Consider the following 15,801-nt stretch of genomic DNA (forward strand, 5'->3'; position numbering starts at 1 on the left):
TCCGCGGAACCCCCGCCGTCGTCATGAACAGACCTTGCCGTCCTTCGGCACCGCCCCGTCCAGCAGATAGCTGTTCACGGTCGAGTCGACGCAGTCGCTCCCACTGCCGTAGGCGCCGTGGCCCTCGCCCTTCCAGGTCAGTTCCACCCCGACATCCTTGCCGAGCTCGTCGGCCATTCTGCGGGCGCCCTCGTAGGGAGTCGCCGGGTCCCCGGTGTTGCCGACGACCAGGACCGGAGCGGCGCCCGGCGCGCTCACCTCGGGGGTGTCGTACTGCCCGGCCACCGGCCAGTCGTGGCACCAGCCCGCCGTGTCCCAGCCCATGAAGTCGCCGAAGACGGGGGAGATCTTCTCGAACTCGGCCAGCCGCTTCTTCGTCTCCTCCGGAGTCGGCCGCTGCTTGTCGTCCAAGCACGATATGACCCGTTGTGAATGCGTCGTCGTGCCGTAGTGCCCCGAGGCGTCGCGTTCGTTGTATCCGTCGGCGAGGTGCAGCAGGGCCGAACCGTCCCCGCCCTCGGCGTCCTTCAGCGCTTCGGTGAGTGTCGGCCAGCCCTGCTTGCTGTAGAGCGGGAGCACGATGCCGGTGAGGGCCAGTGTCTGGCTGAGCTTGCGCCCGCTGGAGGTGGGCAGCGGCTTCGCGTCGATCCGCTTCAGCAGGTCCGCGATCTTCCGCGACCCCTGCGCGGGGTTCTGCCCGGTGGACTTCAGGTAGTCGTCCAGGGCGCGCTGGAAGCCCAGCGTCTGGTTCTTGGCGTGGCCCACGGTGTCGGCACTGGGATCGACCACGGCGTCCAGGATCAGGCGTCCCACGTTCTTCGGGAACAAGTGGGCGTACACACCGCCCAGTTCCGTGCCGTACGAGATACCGAAGTAGTGCATGCTGCGGTCGCCGAGGACCTGGCGCATCAGATCCATGTCCTTGGCCGTGTCCGTCGTCGACACGTGGGACAGCAGCTTCCCGGCCGCCTTGGCGCAGCCCTTGCCGAAGTCCTCGGCGTCCTGGAAGTAGGCGGCTTCCTCCGCCGCGTCGTCCGGCGTGGCGTCGACGGACTCGGAGGCCTGGATGCCCTTGTCCGTGCGGCACCGCACACCCTCGCTCGCGGCCACTCCGCGCGGGTCCCAGCTCACCAGGTCGTACCGCTCGTGGAGCGGGCCGACGGCGCTTCCGTACGACGGCATGGTGGAGACGCCCGAGCCGCCGGGGCCGCCGAAGTTGAACAACAGCGAGCCGATGCGCTTGCTCTGGCCGCCGGTCGCCTTCGAGCGGATGAGTGCGAGACCGATCGTCCCGCCGTCCGGCTTCGCGTAGTCGAGGGGTGCCTTGAGCGTGGCGCACTGCCAGCCGCTCCCTGGCGCGGGCGCCTCCGAAGTGGCCTTGCAGCGGCCCCAGTCGAGCTTCTGCGCGGTCAGGGAGGCGGGCAGCCCCGGCGACCCCGTGGAGGGCGGCGCCGCGGCCGACGGCCCGTCGCCGTTCTTCCCCTCGTCCTTGCCGTCACCGGACGATCCCCCGCCGCAGCCGGCCACCAGCAACGCGGCGGCGGCAGCGGCCGTCCACCGAGCGAAACGTGTCATGAGCGTCCCCCCTTGCCCGTGCTCCGCCCGAATGCGCGGATCACATGCAGGCAATAGTAGGCGCCGGCCGCCGACCGCGCCGAGACCTGTGGATAACGCTCTGACCTGGTACTTTTCAGGAGCAGACGGTTCCGGCCGAGGGCACGGTGCCCTGCAGCAGATAGCCGTTCACCGCGCCCTGCACGCACTTGTTCTTGCTGTCGTACGCCCCGTGTCCCTGGCCCTTGTACGTGAGCTCGACGCCCACACCCTTGCCGAGCGCCTCCACCATCTTCCGCGCCCCCTCGTACGGGGTTGCCGGGTCACCGGTGTTGCCGACCACGAGGATCGGGGCCGCGCCGGGAGCGCTGACGTCCGGGTGGTCCGCGGCGCCCGGTACCGCCCAGTCGGTGCAGCTGACCATGCCCCAGGCCAGGTAGTCGCCGAACAACGGGGAGGCGGACCGGAACTCCGGAAGCTTCGACCGCACGAAGTCCGCGGTGTAACGCGGTTTGTCGTCGGCGCAGTTGATGGAGATGTTCGCTGCCGTGATGTTGCTGTACGTGCCGTTCTCGTTGCGCCCGTTCATCGAGTCGGACAGCAGCATCAGTACCTTGCCGTCGCCCTCGTACGCCTGCTGGAGTCCCTCGGTCAGGTACTCCCAGAAGTCCTTCGAGTAGAGCGACTGTGCGATGCCGTTGGTCGCGGCGGTCTGCGTCAGCTCGCGCGGGAAGATGCCGGGGATCGGCTTGGTCTCGAGGTCCTTCAGCAGTTTGGCGATCCGGTCCTTGACGTCCTGGGCGGTGTCGCCGATGGGGCAGTCCTCGACCTTCGAGGTGCAGTCGTCGGCGAAGTTGTCGAGCGCGAGCTGGAAGCCCTTGGCCTGGCCGAGCGAGCTCTGCTCCGGGTTCTGCGTCGGGTCGACGACCCCGTCGAACACGGCGCGCCCCACGTTCTTCGGGAACAAGTGCGCGTACACCCCGCCCAGTTCGGTGCCGTACGAGATGCCGAAGTAGTGCAGCTTGTCGTCGCCGAGCACCTGACGCATCAGATCCATGTCGCGCGCGGCGTCGGTGGTGCGCACATGAGGGAGGACCTTGCCGGAGTTCTTCTCGCACGCCGCGTTGAACGTCCTGGTGTTCCCCAGGAGGTCCTGCGTCTCGGCGTCGTCGTCCGGGGTCGCGTCCTGCTGGAAGTACTTGTCGAGCTGCTGGTCGTCCTCGCACTCCACGCCGGCGCTGCGGCCGACACCGCGCGGGTCGAAGCTGACCAGGTCGTAGCGGGTGCGCAGAGCGGCGTAGTCCTTGCCGAACGCGGGCAGGGTGGTGACGCCCGAGCCGCCGGGGCCCCCGAAGTTGAAGATGAGCGAGCCGATGCGCTTGCTCGCGTCGCCGCTCGTCCTGGCCCGGATCAGCGCGAGCCCGATCGTGTCGCCCTTGGGGTCCGCCCAGTCGAGGGGCGCCTTCAAGGTGGCGCACTGCCACTCCGTACCGCCCGGCAGGGGCGAAGGGGCGCTGCCGCCGCCCTCGGAATCGGACGGGGCCGGGCACTCCTTCCAGCTGAGCTTCTGCGCCGTCAGATCCTCGTTCTTGGAGTCGCTGCTGCAGCCGGTCGCCCAGGCGGCCAGCAGAACGGCGGTGACGGTCAGGGCAGCGGCGCGCAGTTGGGACGGGTTCGGCATGCTCCCATCCTGAGGGCGCGTGCGATGGCGCGCTCGGGGCGCGAGCCGTGTGGGTGAGCGTGCGCCACGAGACCCGCACGCGGGAGCTCCGGCCGGTGTCCTAGAGGGCGCCCTTGCGCGTCAGGTGGTTGAAGAACAGCCAGCCGGGCAGCACCGGGATCCAGAGCGTGAGCAGCCGGTACAGGAGCACGGCGGGGGCCGCGACCTCCTTGGGGAGGCCGACGGCGATCAGACCGACCGTCAGGGTCGCCTCGACCGCGCCGACGCCGCCGGGGGTCGGCGCCGCGGAACCCAGCGCGTTGCCCGCGAGGAAGACGACGGCGACGCTGGCGAGGCTGAGCGTGGTCGGCTCCTCGTGACCGAAGGCGCGGATCGACGCGTCCAGGCACATCACGAAGCAGGCCGTCAGCAGCAGCATGCCACCGATGCCGGTGACGAGTTTCTGCGGACGCTGGAGCACGTCGAGCATGCGCGGGACGACACCCGCGAAGAGCGACCGCACGCGCGTGGAGACGAACTTGCGGAGGAACGGGACCGACGTCACCACGAGGACGAGTACGGCGACCGTCAGCAGACCCGCGATGACCGTGCGGGACGGCGACAGGGACGGCGTCTTCTCCGTGCCGGTCAGATAGCCGAAGGACAGCAGCATCAGGATGTGGCAGCCGAGCCCGAACAGCTGTGAGGCACCGACGCTCGCGACGGCGAGCCCAGGCCGGACACCGGCACGCTGCAGGAAGCGCGTGTTCAGGGCCACACCGCCGACCGCCGCGGGGGCGACGATCTTCACGAACGAGCCGGCGACCTGAGCCGCCACGGTCCGCATGAAGGGCACACGCTCGGGCACGAAGCCGAGCAGGCTCATGGCCGCCGCGAAGTAGCTCAGTGCGGAGAACAGCACGGCCGCCGCGACCCAGCCCCACTCGGCGTTGTCGAAGAGCGTCCCGAACTCGATGTGGGTGAGCTGGGTCAGGAGGAAGTACGCGCCGATGGCCCCGGCGATGAAACTGATCAAAGTGCGCGGCCGGACCCGCTCCAGGCGGGCGGGTTCGACGGGTGCCTGCGGTCTGATCAGCAGCACCTGGTGGCGGATCTGGGTGAGCAGGTCCTCCTCGCGCGCCTCGTCCAGCGCTTCGTCCAGGGCCCGCTTCTCGGCGCGCTGTTCCGCACGGACGGCCTTCTTGGCGTTCTTCTCCGAGACGGGCGCCGCCGCCTCCGCCGTTTCCTCGGCGCGGGCGAGCTTGGCCTGCCGGGAGGCCTCCAGGACCGCGTCCCGCTCGCGCTGCGAGCGTTCCCTGGCCAGTTTCCGCAGCGTCGCGCGCGTGCTGCGGGTCAGCGCGATCGGCTGGAGCATGGGCAGGCAGTCCGCGACCGCGTCCGGGCCGAGCACGCCGACCGCCGACGCGACCGCGCGCTCGGCACCCACGCGCAGTCCCAGGGTGGTCACCAACTGGGCGACGTCCATCCGCAGCAGGAGGTCACCGGCCGCGATCTCACCGCCGCGCAGGTCGGTGAGGATCACCTTGCCGGAACGATCCACCAGAATCGCGTCGCCGGCGAGCCTGCGGTGCGCGATGCGCCGGGACTGAAGCGCCTGCACCTGGTGCCAGGTGTCGCGCAGCAGATCGTCCGTGACCTGCTCGTCGGACAGGGAGTCGAGGGTGCGGCCACCGGTGTGCTCGTAGACGAGCATCACGGCGTCGGGGCCCAGTTCGGAGGTGGCGATCAGCTTGGGCGCGTTGGCTCCGGCGGCGATGGCCGCGTACGCGAGGAGGGCCTCCTGTTCCAGCGCCTGGCGCAGTGACTGGAGGCTGCGGCGAGTGGTGATGCCGCGCAGCGTCAGCCGGCGCCAGGCGCGGTAGAAGAAGGCCTGCGCCTGCTGCTCCCGGTCGACGACCGTGACGTCCAGGGGCGGGCCGTCCTCCAGCGTCACGAAGTACCGCCGGCCACGGTCGCCGTTCTCGGTGGTCTCCGGCGTCTCCTCACGGGCCGCGCTGACCGGGTGGAAGCCGACGTGCCGCAGGCCCGCCATGAGGGTCCGTCCGGTGGGCCGCACGTTCGGGGAGCCGACCGCGTACAGCGTTCCGTAGGCGACCGTCCAGCCGATGAGGACCGTCAGGATGATCGAGAACGGCGTCGTGTAGCCGGTCACCAGCATGGAGAAGGCGTCGAGCAGGAGCACCACCCAGAGCACCGCGCGCCAGCGGGGCCGGCGGGACATCCCGACGGCCGTCATATAGGCGATGACCGGCGCGAGATAGCCGTGGACCGGGTCGGTGAGGGCGTGGATGTCACCAGGAGAGGGTTGGGTGAGCGCCTCCTGGATGGAACCCGGGGAGCCCTTCGCGACCCAGAGGTCCGTGGCGAGAGTCACCCCGTGGGCGAGGACCGCGGCGAGCACGCCGTCGGCGATGCGCAGTCCGTCCCGCTTGATCAGCCGCTCGATCGCGAACGCGACGGGCACCAGGAGGATCGCGATGCTCGACGCGAGCCCCGCGATCTTGATCAGCAGGTCGGGTGCCTGTCCGGTGCCCTTGTTGATGTCCTGTTCGAGACCCGACGTGGTGCCGTGGGCGAACGCGGCGATGGCGAGCAGCACCGCGATGGCGAGCACGCCGACGAGGAGCCGCATGAGGTCGGAGGGGCGGTGCACGCGCGCCGGGAGGAGGGGTTCGTCGCCCTCGACCTCGTCCGCGTGGGCCTCGTCGTCGCAGTCCTGCGCGGGCCGGCGCTTCTCGGGTCCCGAGGGGTGCGGAGCGGTGTCCTCGACCTCGGAAGGGACTTCTTGCGCCGCGGCCTCGGCGTCGCGGGCCTCGCTCGTACCGGACCCGGACTTCTCAGCCGATTCGGCCGTGCCGTTCTGGTCCCGCTTGTTCTTCTCGCCGCCGCCGGTGTCCGGGCGTGACGAGGCATCGGAGGTGCCCTCCGCGTCTTCGGGGTGCACGCCCTGCTGCCTCATGGTCTCTTCTTGATCTCGTATCACCGGTCACCGCCCGCACGATGGTGGCATGCCCGACTGACACACGGGGGCATCAGGGTGCAAATGCGGGGTCGCACAGTCTGCCTCAAGCGTCTCCCCGGAGCGAGGTATACGCACAGTCGCCGACGCGTCACATTGTCGGTGGGGTGGTGCAGGATGGGGCGGATGAGCGAGGAGAGTCTTCCGGCGGACGCCCTGCCGGAGTACGCGGAGCGGGTCCTTGAGGTCGCCGAGCTGATCCCGCCCGGGCGCGTCATGACGTACGGCGACATCGCCGAGTGGCTGGAGGAGGGTGGCCCGCGGCAGGTGGGCCGGGTGATGGCCCTCTACGGCGGGGCGGTGCCGTGGTGGCGGGTCACCCGCGCCGACGGGACCCTGCTGCCAGGCCACGAACTGGACGCGATGGCCCACTACCGCTCGGAAGGCACGCCCCTGAAGGAGGCGAGCCGGTCCGCCGACGGTCATCTGCCACGCGTCGACATGAGACGGGCGCGGTGGGACGGCGGCGAGCGGGCGGAAGGTCACACCTGACAGCTTCCGGCATTCACGGGACGGAAGAGGAACCTGAGGCCCGTACGAGGGAACCGAGGGACATCCGTGACATGCCGTACGTTCGTGAGGCGAGGGACGCACGTGACGTGAGGGAAGAAGCGGAAGCCCTGCTTCCGTGAACCTCACCGGCGTACCGTCGTCGGCGCGCGTCTCCCTCACCCCGCGGCCACCGCCACTCGCGCGAGGGCCCGCCAACCAGTACGAGCACCAGGACCGGCGAACCACGTGAGCTCCACTTCTTCCACCAGGCACCCGGCGCACCCCCAGGTGCGCCAGGGGACCCGCGGCGCGTACCGGCTGGTGCGCACCGCCCCGGTCCGGGTGGATCCCCCTCGTCTTGACGCAGGGCAGCGCGCGGTGGTTGAGCACGGCGGCGGACCACTCCTCGTGCTCGCGGGTCCCGGTACGGGCAAGACGACCACGCTGGTGGAGTCCGTCGCCGCGCGGATCGCCCGGGGCGCCGATCCGGCCCGCATCCTGGTGCTCACGTTCAGCCGGAAGGCGGCCGTCGAACTGCGCGACCGCATGGCCCTGCGCATAGGCGCAGCCCGCGCTCCCCAGGCCACCACCTTCCACTCCTTCTGCTACGCGCTGGTCCGCGCCCACCAGGACACCGACCTCTTCGTGGAGCCGCTGCGGCTGCTGTCCGGCCCCGAGCAAGACGTGGCGGTGCGCGGACTGCTCGCGGGCCAGCCCGACCTGGAGCGGCTCGGCCTCGCCTCCGTGCGCTGGCCGGACGAGCTGCGCGCCTGCCTGACCACGCGTGGCTTCGCCGACGAGGTCCGCGCGGTCCTCGCCCGCAGTCGTGAACTCGGCCTCGGCCCCGACGCCCTGGAGGCCTTCGCCCGGCGCATCGGCCGCCCGGACTGGAGCGCGGCGGCGGCCTTCCTCGCCGAGTACCTCGACGTGCTCGACATGCAGGGCGTGCTCGACTACGCGGAACTGGTGCACCGCGCGGTGCTCCTCGCGCGGCGCACCGACGTCGCCGCGCGGCTCGCCGCCCAGTACGACGCCGTCTACGTGGACGAGTACCAGGACACCGACCCCGCGCAGGTACGGCTGCTGCACGCCCTGGCCGGCGGTGGCCGCACCCTCGTCGCCTTCGGGGACCCGGATCAGTCGATCTACGCGTTCCGGGGCGCCGACCTGAACGGCATCCTGGACTTCCCCGACGCCTTCCCCCGTGCGAACGGCCGCCCGGCACCGGTCGAGGTCCTCCGGACGTCCCGCCGCTCGGGCGCCACCCTGCTGGCTTCGACCCGTCTGCTCACCCAGCGCATGCCGCTCACCCGCCTGCCGTCCGAGAAGGTACGTGCCCACCGCGAGCTGTCCCCGGTGCGGGACGGGGGCGGCGCCGAGGTGTACACGTACCCGACGGCCGGTACGGAGCTCGACAACATCGCGGACATCCTGCGGCGCGCCCACCTGGAGGACGGCGTCCCCTGGGGCGACATGGCCGTCCTGGTGCGCGCGGGCTCCCGTTCGATCCCCACGGTCCGGCGGGCGCTCACCGTCGCGGGCGTCCCCCTCGACATCGACGGCGACGACCTGCCTCTGCGCCACGAACCGGCGGTGGCGCCGTTGCTCACGGCCCTGCGGGCGGTGGCCCGGGCGGAGTCGAACGCGGACATGGAGCGGAGGACCGGCGACAGCGCGGGTGGATCCGAGGAGGCCGGTGGTTCGGAGGACGCCAGGGACGTCTCCGCGCCCGTGGAGGGCGCCGGGGAGGCTCTCGGGGACTCCGCGCGCGTGGAGGGCACCGACGGGGCCACCGCCGAGATCGCCGAGGCCGAAGGCTCTGAGGGTGCGGACGCTTCGGCCGACGGTGTCGACGGTGTCGACGGTGTCGACGGTGCGGGCGGTGCCGACGGTGCGGGCGGTGGGCAGGTCGTCGCGGCCTGGCTCGGCACCGAGACCGCGCTCACTCTCCTCGCCTCACCGCTCGCCAGCATGGACGCGGCGGATCTGCGCCGCCTGGGGCGCGCGCTGCGCGAGGAGGAGCGCGCCGCCGGGAACCTCGTACCGCCGCCGTCCGACGAACTGCTGGCCCGCGCGCTGGCCGAGCCGGAGCGGCTCGTCGCGCACGATCCGGCGTACGCCCGCGGGGCCCAGCGCCTCGGCGCGCTGCTCCGCAAGGCCCGGGAGCGTCTCGCGGGTGGCGGGAGCGCCGAGGAGGCCCTCTGGGATCTCTGGCAGGGCACGCCGTGGCCCCAGCGCCTGGAGCGGGCCGCCCGCCGCGGCGGGGCGGCCGGGCGCAACGCCGACCGGGACCTCGACGCGGTGTGCGCGCTGTTCGCCACGGCCGCGCGCGCGGAGGAGCGGACCGGAGGCCGGGGGGCCCTGAACTTCCTGGAGGAGATCGACGCCGAGGACATCGCGGCCGACACGCTGACCCGGCGGGCGCTCCGGCCCGATGCCGTGCGCCTCATGACGGCACACCGCTCCAAGGGACTGGAGTGGCGGCTCGTCGTCGTCGCGGGTGTCCAGGAGGGCCTGTGGCCGGACCTGCGCCGGCGTGGTTCCCTGCTGGAGGCCGACCGCATCGGGCGGGACGGCCTCGCGGAACCCCTCACCCCCGGTGCCCTCCTCGCAGAGGAGCGCAGGCTCTTCTACGTGGCGGCCACCCGCGCGCGTGAACGCCTCGTCGTGACCGCGGTGAAGGCGCCGGCCGACGACGGCGACCAGCCGTCCCGCTTCCTCACCGAACTCGGCGTGGAGCCCAAGGACGTGACCGGCCGCCCGCGCCGCCCCCTGTCCGTCGCCGCGCTCGTCGCGGAACTGCGCGCCACGACGGTCGATCCCCGCGCCTCGGACCGCATGAGGCAGGCGGCGGCCCACCGCCTCGCCCGGCTCGCCGCCCTCGCCGACGAGGACGGCCGGCCGCTCGTCCCCTCCGCGCACCCCTACCGCTGGTGGGGCGTGTACGAGCCGACCGAGAGCAAGGTCCCGTTGCGTGACCGCGACCAGCCCGTCGTGCTGTCCGGCAGCGCCCTCGACCAACTCGCCAACGCCTGCGCCCTCCAGTGGTTCCTCGGGCGCGAGGTGAAGGCCGACGCGCCCGCCACCGCCGCCCAGGGCTTCGGCAACGTGGTGCACGTCCTCGCCGACGAGGTCGCCTCCGGACGCACCCCCGCCGACCTGGCCGTGCTCATGGAACGCCTCGACTCCGTGTGGAACGCGCTCGCCTTCGACGCGCCCTGGAAGTCCGCGCAGGAGAAGGAGCACGCGCGCGTGGCGCTCGAACGCTTCCTCAAGTGGCATGTCATGGACCGCACCGGGCGCACTCCGGTGGCCAGCGAGCACGACTTCGACGTGACCCTCGAAGCGGGCTCCTACGAAGTGCGCATCCGCGGCTCCATGGACCGGGTCGAGGCGGACACCGACGGCCGCGCCTACGTGGTCGACTTCAAGACCGGCAAACAGGCGCCCAGCGCCGCCGAGGTGACCCACCACCCGCAGCTCGCCGTGTACCAGCTCGCCGTCCGCGAAGGCGCCGTCGACGACGTCTTCGACGGCGAACGCCCCGACCCGGGCGGCGCCGAACTCGTCCAACTGCGCCAGGGTGCCGCCAAGAAGAACGGCGGCGAGACCCTTCCCAAGGTCCAGGCGCAGGAACCGCTGGAGGGCGAGTGGGTCGGCGACCTTCTGGCGAACGCCGCGGGCAAGGTCCTCGACGAACGGTTCTCGCCCACGACCGGACAACACTGCACACACTGCGCGTTCCGGGCGTCGTGCAGTGCCCGGCCCGAGGGGCGGCAGATCGTCGAATGACCTGCCCGGAGAGGGACACCGGGTCGTCGGGTCGAACGACGCGAGACGCGGGGCGTCACCTACGTGACGTACGGCACCACAGGGGCTGACCAGCGGTTCTCCCGCCCCCGGCGTCGATGTGGCCCCCACTGTCAGCGGGCGCCGCTAGCCTCTCGGACATGCCCGCCCGTATCACCCGTCCCGATCAGCTCAAGGAGCTCCTCGGGATCCCGTTCACCCCGGAGCAGACGGAGTGCATCACCGCGCCGCCGGCCCCGCAGGTGATCGTGGCCGGCGCCGGTTCGGGCAAGACCACGGTGATGGCGGCGCGCGTGGTGTGGCTGGTCGGCACCGGACAGGTCGCCCCCGAACAGGTCCTCGGCCTGACGTTCACGAACAAGGCGGCCGGCGAACTCGCCGAGCGGGTCCGCAGGGCGCTCGTCAAGGCGGGTGTCACGGACCCGGACGTCATCGACCCCGACAACCCGCCGGGTGAGCCGGTCATCTCGACCTACCACGCCTTCGCGGGCCGTCTGCTCACCGACCACGGCCTGCGGATCGGGCTCGAACCGACGTCACGACTGCTCGCCGACGCCACCCGCTACCAGCTCGCCGCCCGAGTGCTGCGCGAAGCGCCGGGCCCCTACCCGGCGCTGACCCGCTCCTTCCCCGACCTGGTCGGCGACCTCCTCACCCTCGACTCCGAGCTGTCCGAACACCTCGTACGAGCCGAGGACCTGCGCGCCCACGACGCCGAACTGCTGCGCACCCTCGAAGGCGCCAAGCTCAGCAACGCGGACCTGCGCAAGATCCCCGAGGCCGCCGCCGCCCGCCGGGAACTCGCCGAGCTGGTCGGCCGCTACCGAGCCGCCAAACGCGAACGCGACCTCCTCGACTTCGGCGACCAGATCGCCCTCTCCGCCACCCTCGCCCGCACCCGGCCCGAGGTCGGCGAGATCCTCCGCGACGAATTCCGGGTCGTCCTCCTGGACGAGTACCAGGACACCTCGGTCGCCCAACGCGTGCTGCTCGCCGGACTCTTCGGCGGCGGAACCGGGCACCCCGTGACGGCGGTCGGGGACCCCTGCCAGGCGATCTACGGCTGGCGCGGCGCCTCGGTGGCCAACCTCGACGACTTCCCCGAACACTTCGCCCGCTCCGACGGCCGCCCCGCCACCCGCCAGTCGCTCAGCGAGAACCGCCGCAGCGGCGGCCGTCTCCTCGACCTCGCCAACGGTCTCGCCGAGCCGCTGCGCGCCATGCACGCGGGCGTGGAGGCGCTGCGGCCCGCCCCCGGAGCCGAGCGCGACGGCCTCGTGCGCTGCGCGCTGCTGCGCACCCACGCCGAGGAGATCGCCTGGCTCGCCGAATCCATCGCGCACCTCGTGCGCACCGGCAAGGCGCCCGGCGAGATCGCCGTCCTGTGCCGCACCGCCACCGACTTCGCCGAGATCCAGGGCGCCCTCGTCTCCCGCGACATCCCCGTCGAGGTGGTGGGACTGTCCGGGCTGCTGCACCTGCCCGAGGTGGCCGATCTCGTCGCCGTCTGCGAAGTCCTTCAGGACCCGGGGGCCAACGCCTCCCTCGTCCGTCTGCTCACGGGACCGCGCTGGCGGATCGGCCCGCGCGACCTGGCCCTCCTCGGACGCCGGGCGCGTCTGCTCGTGTCCCACGCGCGCGTGGGGGCGGACGAGGACCCGGACCGCCGGCTCGCCGCCGCCGTCGAGGGGGTCGACCCGGCCGAGGTGATATCGCTCGCGGACGCCCTCGACACCTTCCTGGAGACCCCCATCGAGACCCCGGGGGACGACGACGGGCTGCCCTTCTCGCCGGACGCGCGCGTGCGGTTCGCCCGCCTCGCCGCCGAACTGCGCGACCTGCGCCGCTCCCTCGCCGATCCGCTGATGGACGTCCTGCACCGGGTCCTCGCCGTCACCGGACTGGAGGTCGAGCTCTCCGCGTCCCCGCACGCCCTGGCCGCCCGGCGCCGCGAGACCCTGTCGAACTTCCTGGACGTCGCCGCGTCGTTCGCGGCCGGCGACGGAGAGGCGAGTCTGCTGGCCTTCCTCGGCTTCCTGCGCACCGCCGCGCAGTACGAGAAGGGCCTGGACAACGCCCTGCCGGGTGGTGAGAACACCGTCAAGGTGCTCACCGCGCACAAGTCCAAGGGCCTGGAGTGGGACGTCGTCGCCGTGCCCGGCCTCGTCAACGGCACCTTCCCCAGCAGCCAGGGCCGAGAGAAGTGGACCGCCCAGGGCAAGGTCCTGCCGCACACCCTGCGCGGCGACGCCGACACCCTGCCCGACGTCGAGGCCTGGGACGCCCGCGGGATCAAGGCCTTCCAGGAGGCCATGAAGGAGCACCAGCACACCGAGGAACTGCGTCTCGGCTACGTGACGTTCACCCGCCCCCGTTCGCTCCTGCTCGGATCCGGCCATTGGTGGGGCCCTTCCCAGAAGCGCCCCCGCGGCCCGTCCGACTTCCTGCACGCCCTCTACGACCACTGCGCGGCAGGACACGGCGAGATCGAGGCCTGGGCGGACGAACCCGCGGAGGACGAGGAGAACCCCGCCCTGCACGAGGGGTCCGCCGACCACGCCTGGCCGCTCCCGCTGGACGACGCGGCCCTCACCAGGCGCCGTGCGGCGGCGGAGACCGTACTCGCCCACCTGGAGCGCGTCGCGTCCCACGGCGACGCGCACCCCGCAACGTCCGGGCACCGCCCGACGGCCACCCACGACCCTGCCTCCCACGACGATCCGGAATGGCCGCCACCGCCCGAGGACGACGAGGAGACCGATCCGTTCGCCTACGAGGAGGACGGCCTCCCCGAGGACGACTCCACCCGTGACGACCTTCCCGAGGGCCCCTTCCCCGAGAGCGACGACTCCGACTGGGACTCCTGGACGACGGACCGCCCCGGCGACCGCCCGGCCGGGCACGGAACGGGCCGCCCGACCGTCCCGCACCAGGGGCACGCCCCCTCCGCGGACGCCCGCCGGCACCCCGAGGAGCCCGGAGCCGAACGCCTCACGCCCGAGGAGGCCCGCACCCTCGCCTCCTGGGACCGCGACCTGGACGCGCTCACCGGGGAACTCCTGCGTGCCCGCGCGAGCGTCACCGACGTACCGCTGCCCGCCTCGCTCACCGCCTCCCAGCTGCTGCGCCTCGCCTCCGACCCGGACGCCTTCGCGCAGGAGCTCGCCCGCCCCATGCCGCGCCCTCCGCAGCCCGCCGCACGCCGGGGCACACGCTTCCACGCCTGGGTGGAGTCCCGCTTCGAAGCGCTGCGGCTGCCGATGCTGGAGCCCGATGAGCTGCCCGGCAGCGATGCCGAGATCGCCGACGAGCGTGATCTCGAAGCCCTGAAGGACGCCTTCGAACGCACCCCCTACGCCCATCGCACCCCTTACCGCGTCGAGGCGCCCTTCCAGCTCGCGATCGCCGGGCGCGTGGTGCGCGGACGCATCGACGCCGTCTACAAGGACGGCGACGGCGACGGGACGACGTACGAGATCGTCGACTGGAAGACCAGCCGCGAGCGGACCGCGGACCCGCTCCAGCTCGCCGTGTACCGCCTCGCCTGGGCCGAGCGGCAGGGCGTGCCCCTGGAAGCCGTCACAGCCGCGTTCGTGTACGTCCGCGGCGGCGAGGTCGTCCGCCCCGGCCGGCTCCTGGACCGTGCGGCACTGGAGCGGCTGCTCACCGAGGACCCCGCGGCTCTCTCGGACGGTGCCCCCGGAGAACCGCCGGACGAACACGTCTCCGTGGGCAGCTAGGCTCGTGAACATGAGCAAGCCCGTTGACGACGTCGTCAGCACCGTCCGCACGTACATCGAGGCCCACCGCGGCGCCTTCCTCGACGACCTCGCGGAGTGGCTGCGCATCCCCTCGGTCTCGGCGCAGCCCGAACACGCCGCGGACGTGGCACGCAGCGCCGACTGGCTCGCCGCCAAACTCAGCGACACCGGCTTCCCCACCTGCGAGATCTGGCCCACCGCGGGAGCCCCCGCGGTCTTCGCCGAGTGGCCCTCCGAGGACCCCGAAGCCCCCACCGTCCTGGTCTACGGACACCACGACGTGCAGCCGGCCGCCCACGAGGACGGCTGGGACACCGACCCCTTCGAACCGGTGATCCGCGGCAACCGCCTCCACGCGCGCGGGGCCGCCGACGACAAGGGCCAGGTGTTCTTCCACACACTCGGCGTCCGCGCCCACCTCGCCGCCACCGGCCGCACCGCCCCGTCCGTGCACCTGAAACTGCTCGTCGAGGGCGAGGAGGAATCCGGCTCCCCGCACTTCCGCCGGCTCGTCGAAGAGCGCGCGGAGCGGCTGGCGGCCGACGCCGTGATCGTCTCCGACACCGGCATGTGGTCCGAGGACACCCCCACGGTCTGCACCGGCATGCGCGGCCTCGCCGAATGCGAGATCGAGCTGTTCGGGCCGGCCCAGGACATCCACTCGGGTTCGTTCGGCGGCGCCGTACCCAACCCGGCCACCGCGGCCGCCCGCCTGGTCGCGGCCCTGCACGACGAGCACGCGCGCGTGGCCGTACCCGGTTTCTACGAAGGCGTCACCGAACTCACCGACCGCGAGCGTGAGCTCTTCGCCGAGCTGCCCTTCGACGAGGAGCAGTGGCTGCGCACGGCCAGGTCGACGGCCACCCACGGAGAGGCCGGTCACACCACCCTGGAGCGGGTCTGGGCCCGCCCGACCGCCGAGGTCAACGGCATCGGCGGCGGCTATCAGGGCGCCGGCAGCAAGACGATCATCCCGTCCTCGGCCCTGGTGAAGCTCTCCTTCCGGCTGGTCGCGGGACAGGACCCCGACCATGTGGAGAAGGCCGTCCGCGCCTGGGCCGCGGACCAGGTGCCCGCCGGTGTCCGGCACGAGATCACCTTCGGCCCGGCCACCCGCCCGTGCCTCACCCCGCTGGACCACCCCGCGCTCCAATCCGTCGTACGCGCGATGGGCCGGGCCTTCGAGCAGCCGATCCGCTACACCCGGGAGGGCGGCTCCGGGCCGGCCGCCGACCTCCAGGAAGTCCTCGGCGCCCCCGTGCTCTTCCTGGGCATCTCCGTTCCCTCCGACGGCTGGCACGCCCCCAACGAGAAGGTCGAACTCGACCTCCTCATGAAGGGCGTCGAGACGGCCGCCCACCTGTGGGGCGACCTGGCCGAGAACTGGCGCGAGCCACACTGAACAAGCCGATCCCCACCCTCATGGGCACCGCACACGCCCGTCCCGCCGAACCGCCCGCCGAAATAACCGTTTCACCGGGGGA

General features: G+C 72.2%; 7 protein-coding genes. 4 read left to right on the forward strand and 3 right to left on the reverse strand.

Annotated features, from left to right (window positions below; genetic code table 11):
* Positions 1–21 precede the first annotated feature (21 nt).
* The 3 genes from B0675_RS14810 to B0675_RS14820 all read right to left on the reverse strand — a co-directional run bounded on the left by B0675_RS14810 (position 22) and on the right by B0675_RS14820 (position 6,194).
* Entirely contained in the window at positions 22–1,575 is a 1,554-nt protein-coding gene (locus B0675_RS14810; RefSeq protein ID WP_081219290.1) for an alpha/beta hydrolase, read from the reverse strand.
* A 115-nt stretch (positions 1,576–1,690) separates the two neighbouring features.
* Positions 1,691–3,235, reverse strand: coding sequence for an alpha/beta hydrolase (locus tag B0675_RS14815; protein WP_081219291.1), 1,545 nt, complete (start codon positions 3,233–3,235; stop codon positions 1,691–1,693).
* A 100-nt stretch (positions 3,236–3,335) separates the two neighbouring features.
* Positions 3,336–6,194: a lysylphosphatidylglycerol synthase transmembrane domain-containing protein gene (locus B0675_RS14820; RefSeq protein ID WP_081219292.1), complete on the reverse strand. Its 2,859-nt coding sequence runs from the start codon at positions 6,192–6,194 to the stop codon at positions 3,336–3,338.
* Between the two features lie 186 nt (positions 6,195–6,380).
* On the opposite strand from B0675_RS14820, the gene B0675_RS14825 reads away from it, so the two are divergent.
* The 4 genes from B0675_RS14825 (at position 6,381) to B0675_RS14840 (ending at position 15,719) form a co-directional block, all read left to right on the forward strand.
* The gene (locus B0675_RS14825) at positions 6,381–6,746 is read left to right on the forward strand and encodes an MGMT family protein (protein ID WP_081219293.1); all 366 of its coding nucleotides are present in this window, start codon (positions 6,381–6,383) and stop codon (positions 6,744–6,746) included.
* Between the two features lie 246 nt (positions 6,747–6,992).
* Positions 6,993–10,538 (forward strand): ATP-dependent DNA helicase, encoded by a 3,546-nt coding sequence (locus B0675_RS14830; protein ID WP_081219294.1) that lies wholly within the window; start codon positions 6,993–6,995, stop codon positions 10,536–10,538.
* Between the two features lie 158 nt (positions 10,539–10,696).
* Complete coding sequence (locus B0675_RS14835) at positions 10,697–14,296, forward strand: ATP-dependent DNA helicase (protein WP_081219295.1); 3,600 nt, start codon at positions 10,697–10,699, stop codon at positions 14,294–14,296.
* 10 nt (positions 14,297–14,306) lie between these two features.
* Positions 14,307–15,719 carry a dipeptidase gene (locus B0675_RS14840; protein ID WP_081221799.1) on the forward strand — a complete coding sequence of 471 codons (1,413 nt, stop codon included), beginning with the start codon at positions 14,307–14,309 and terminating at the stop codon, positions 15,717–15,719.
* The last annotated feature ends 82 nt before the right edge of the window (positions 15,720–15,801 follow it).

The organism is Streptomyces sp. M41(2017), assembly GCF_002078175.1.
Taxonomy (GTDB): Bacteria; Actinomycetota; Actinomycetes; order Streptomycetales; family Streptomycetaceae; genus Streptomyces.

Bases quoted from the DNA above. Each gene is read 5' to 3' on its own strand.
- B0675_RS14810 (WP_081219290.1), bottom strand. From the start codon at position 1,575: ATGACACGTTTCGCTCGGTGGACGGCCGCTGCCGCCGCCGCGTTGCTG.
- B0675_RS14815 (WP_081219291.1), bottom strand. From the start codon at position 3,235: ATGCCGAACCCGTCCCAACTGCGCGCCGCTGCCCTGACCGTCACCGCC.
- B0675_RS14820 (WP_081219292.1), bottom strand. From the start codon at position 6,194: ATGAGGCAGCAGGGCGTGCACCCCGAAGACGCGGAGGGCACCTCCGAT.
- B0675_RS14825 (WP_081219293.1), top strand. From the start codon at position 6,381: ATGAGCGAGGAGAGTCTTCCGGCGGACGCCCTGCCGGAGTACGCGGAG.
- B0675_RS14835 (WP_081219295.1), top strand. From the start codon at position 10,697: ATGCCCGCCCGTATCACCCGTCCCGATCAGCTCAAGGAGCTCCTCGGG.
- B0675_RS14840 (WP_081221799.1), top strand. From the start codon at position 14,307: ATGAGCAAGCCCGTTGACGACGTCGTCAGCACCGTCCGCACGTACATC.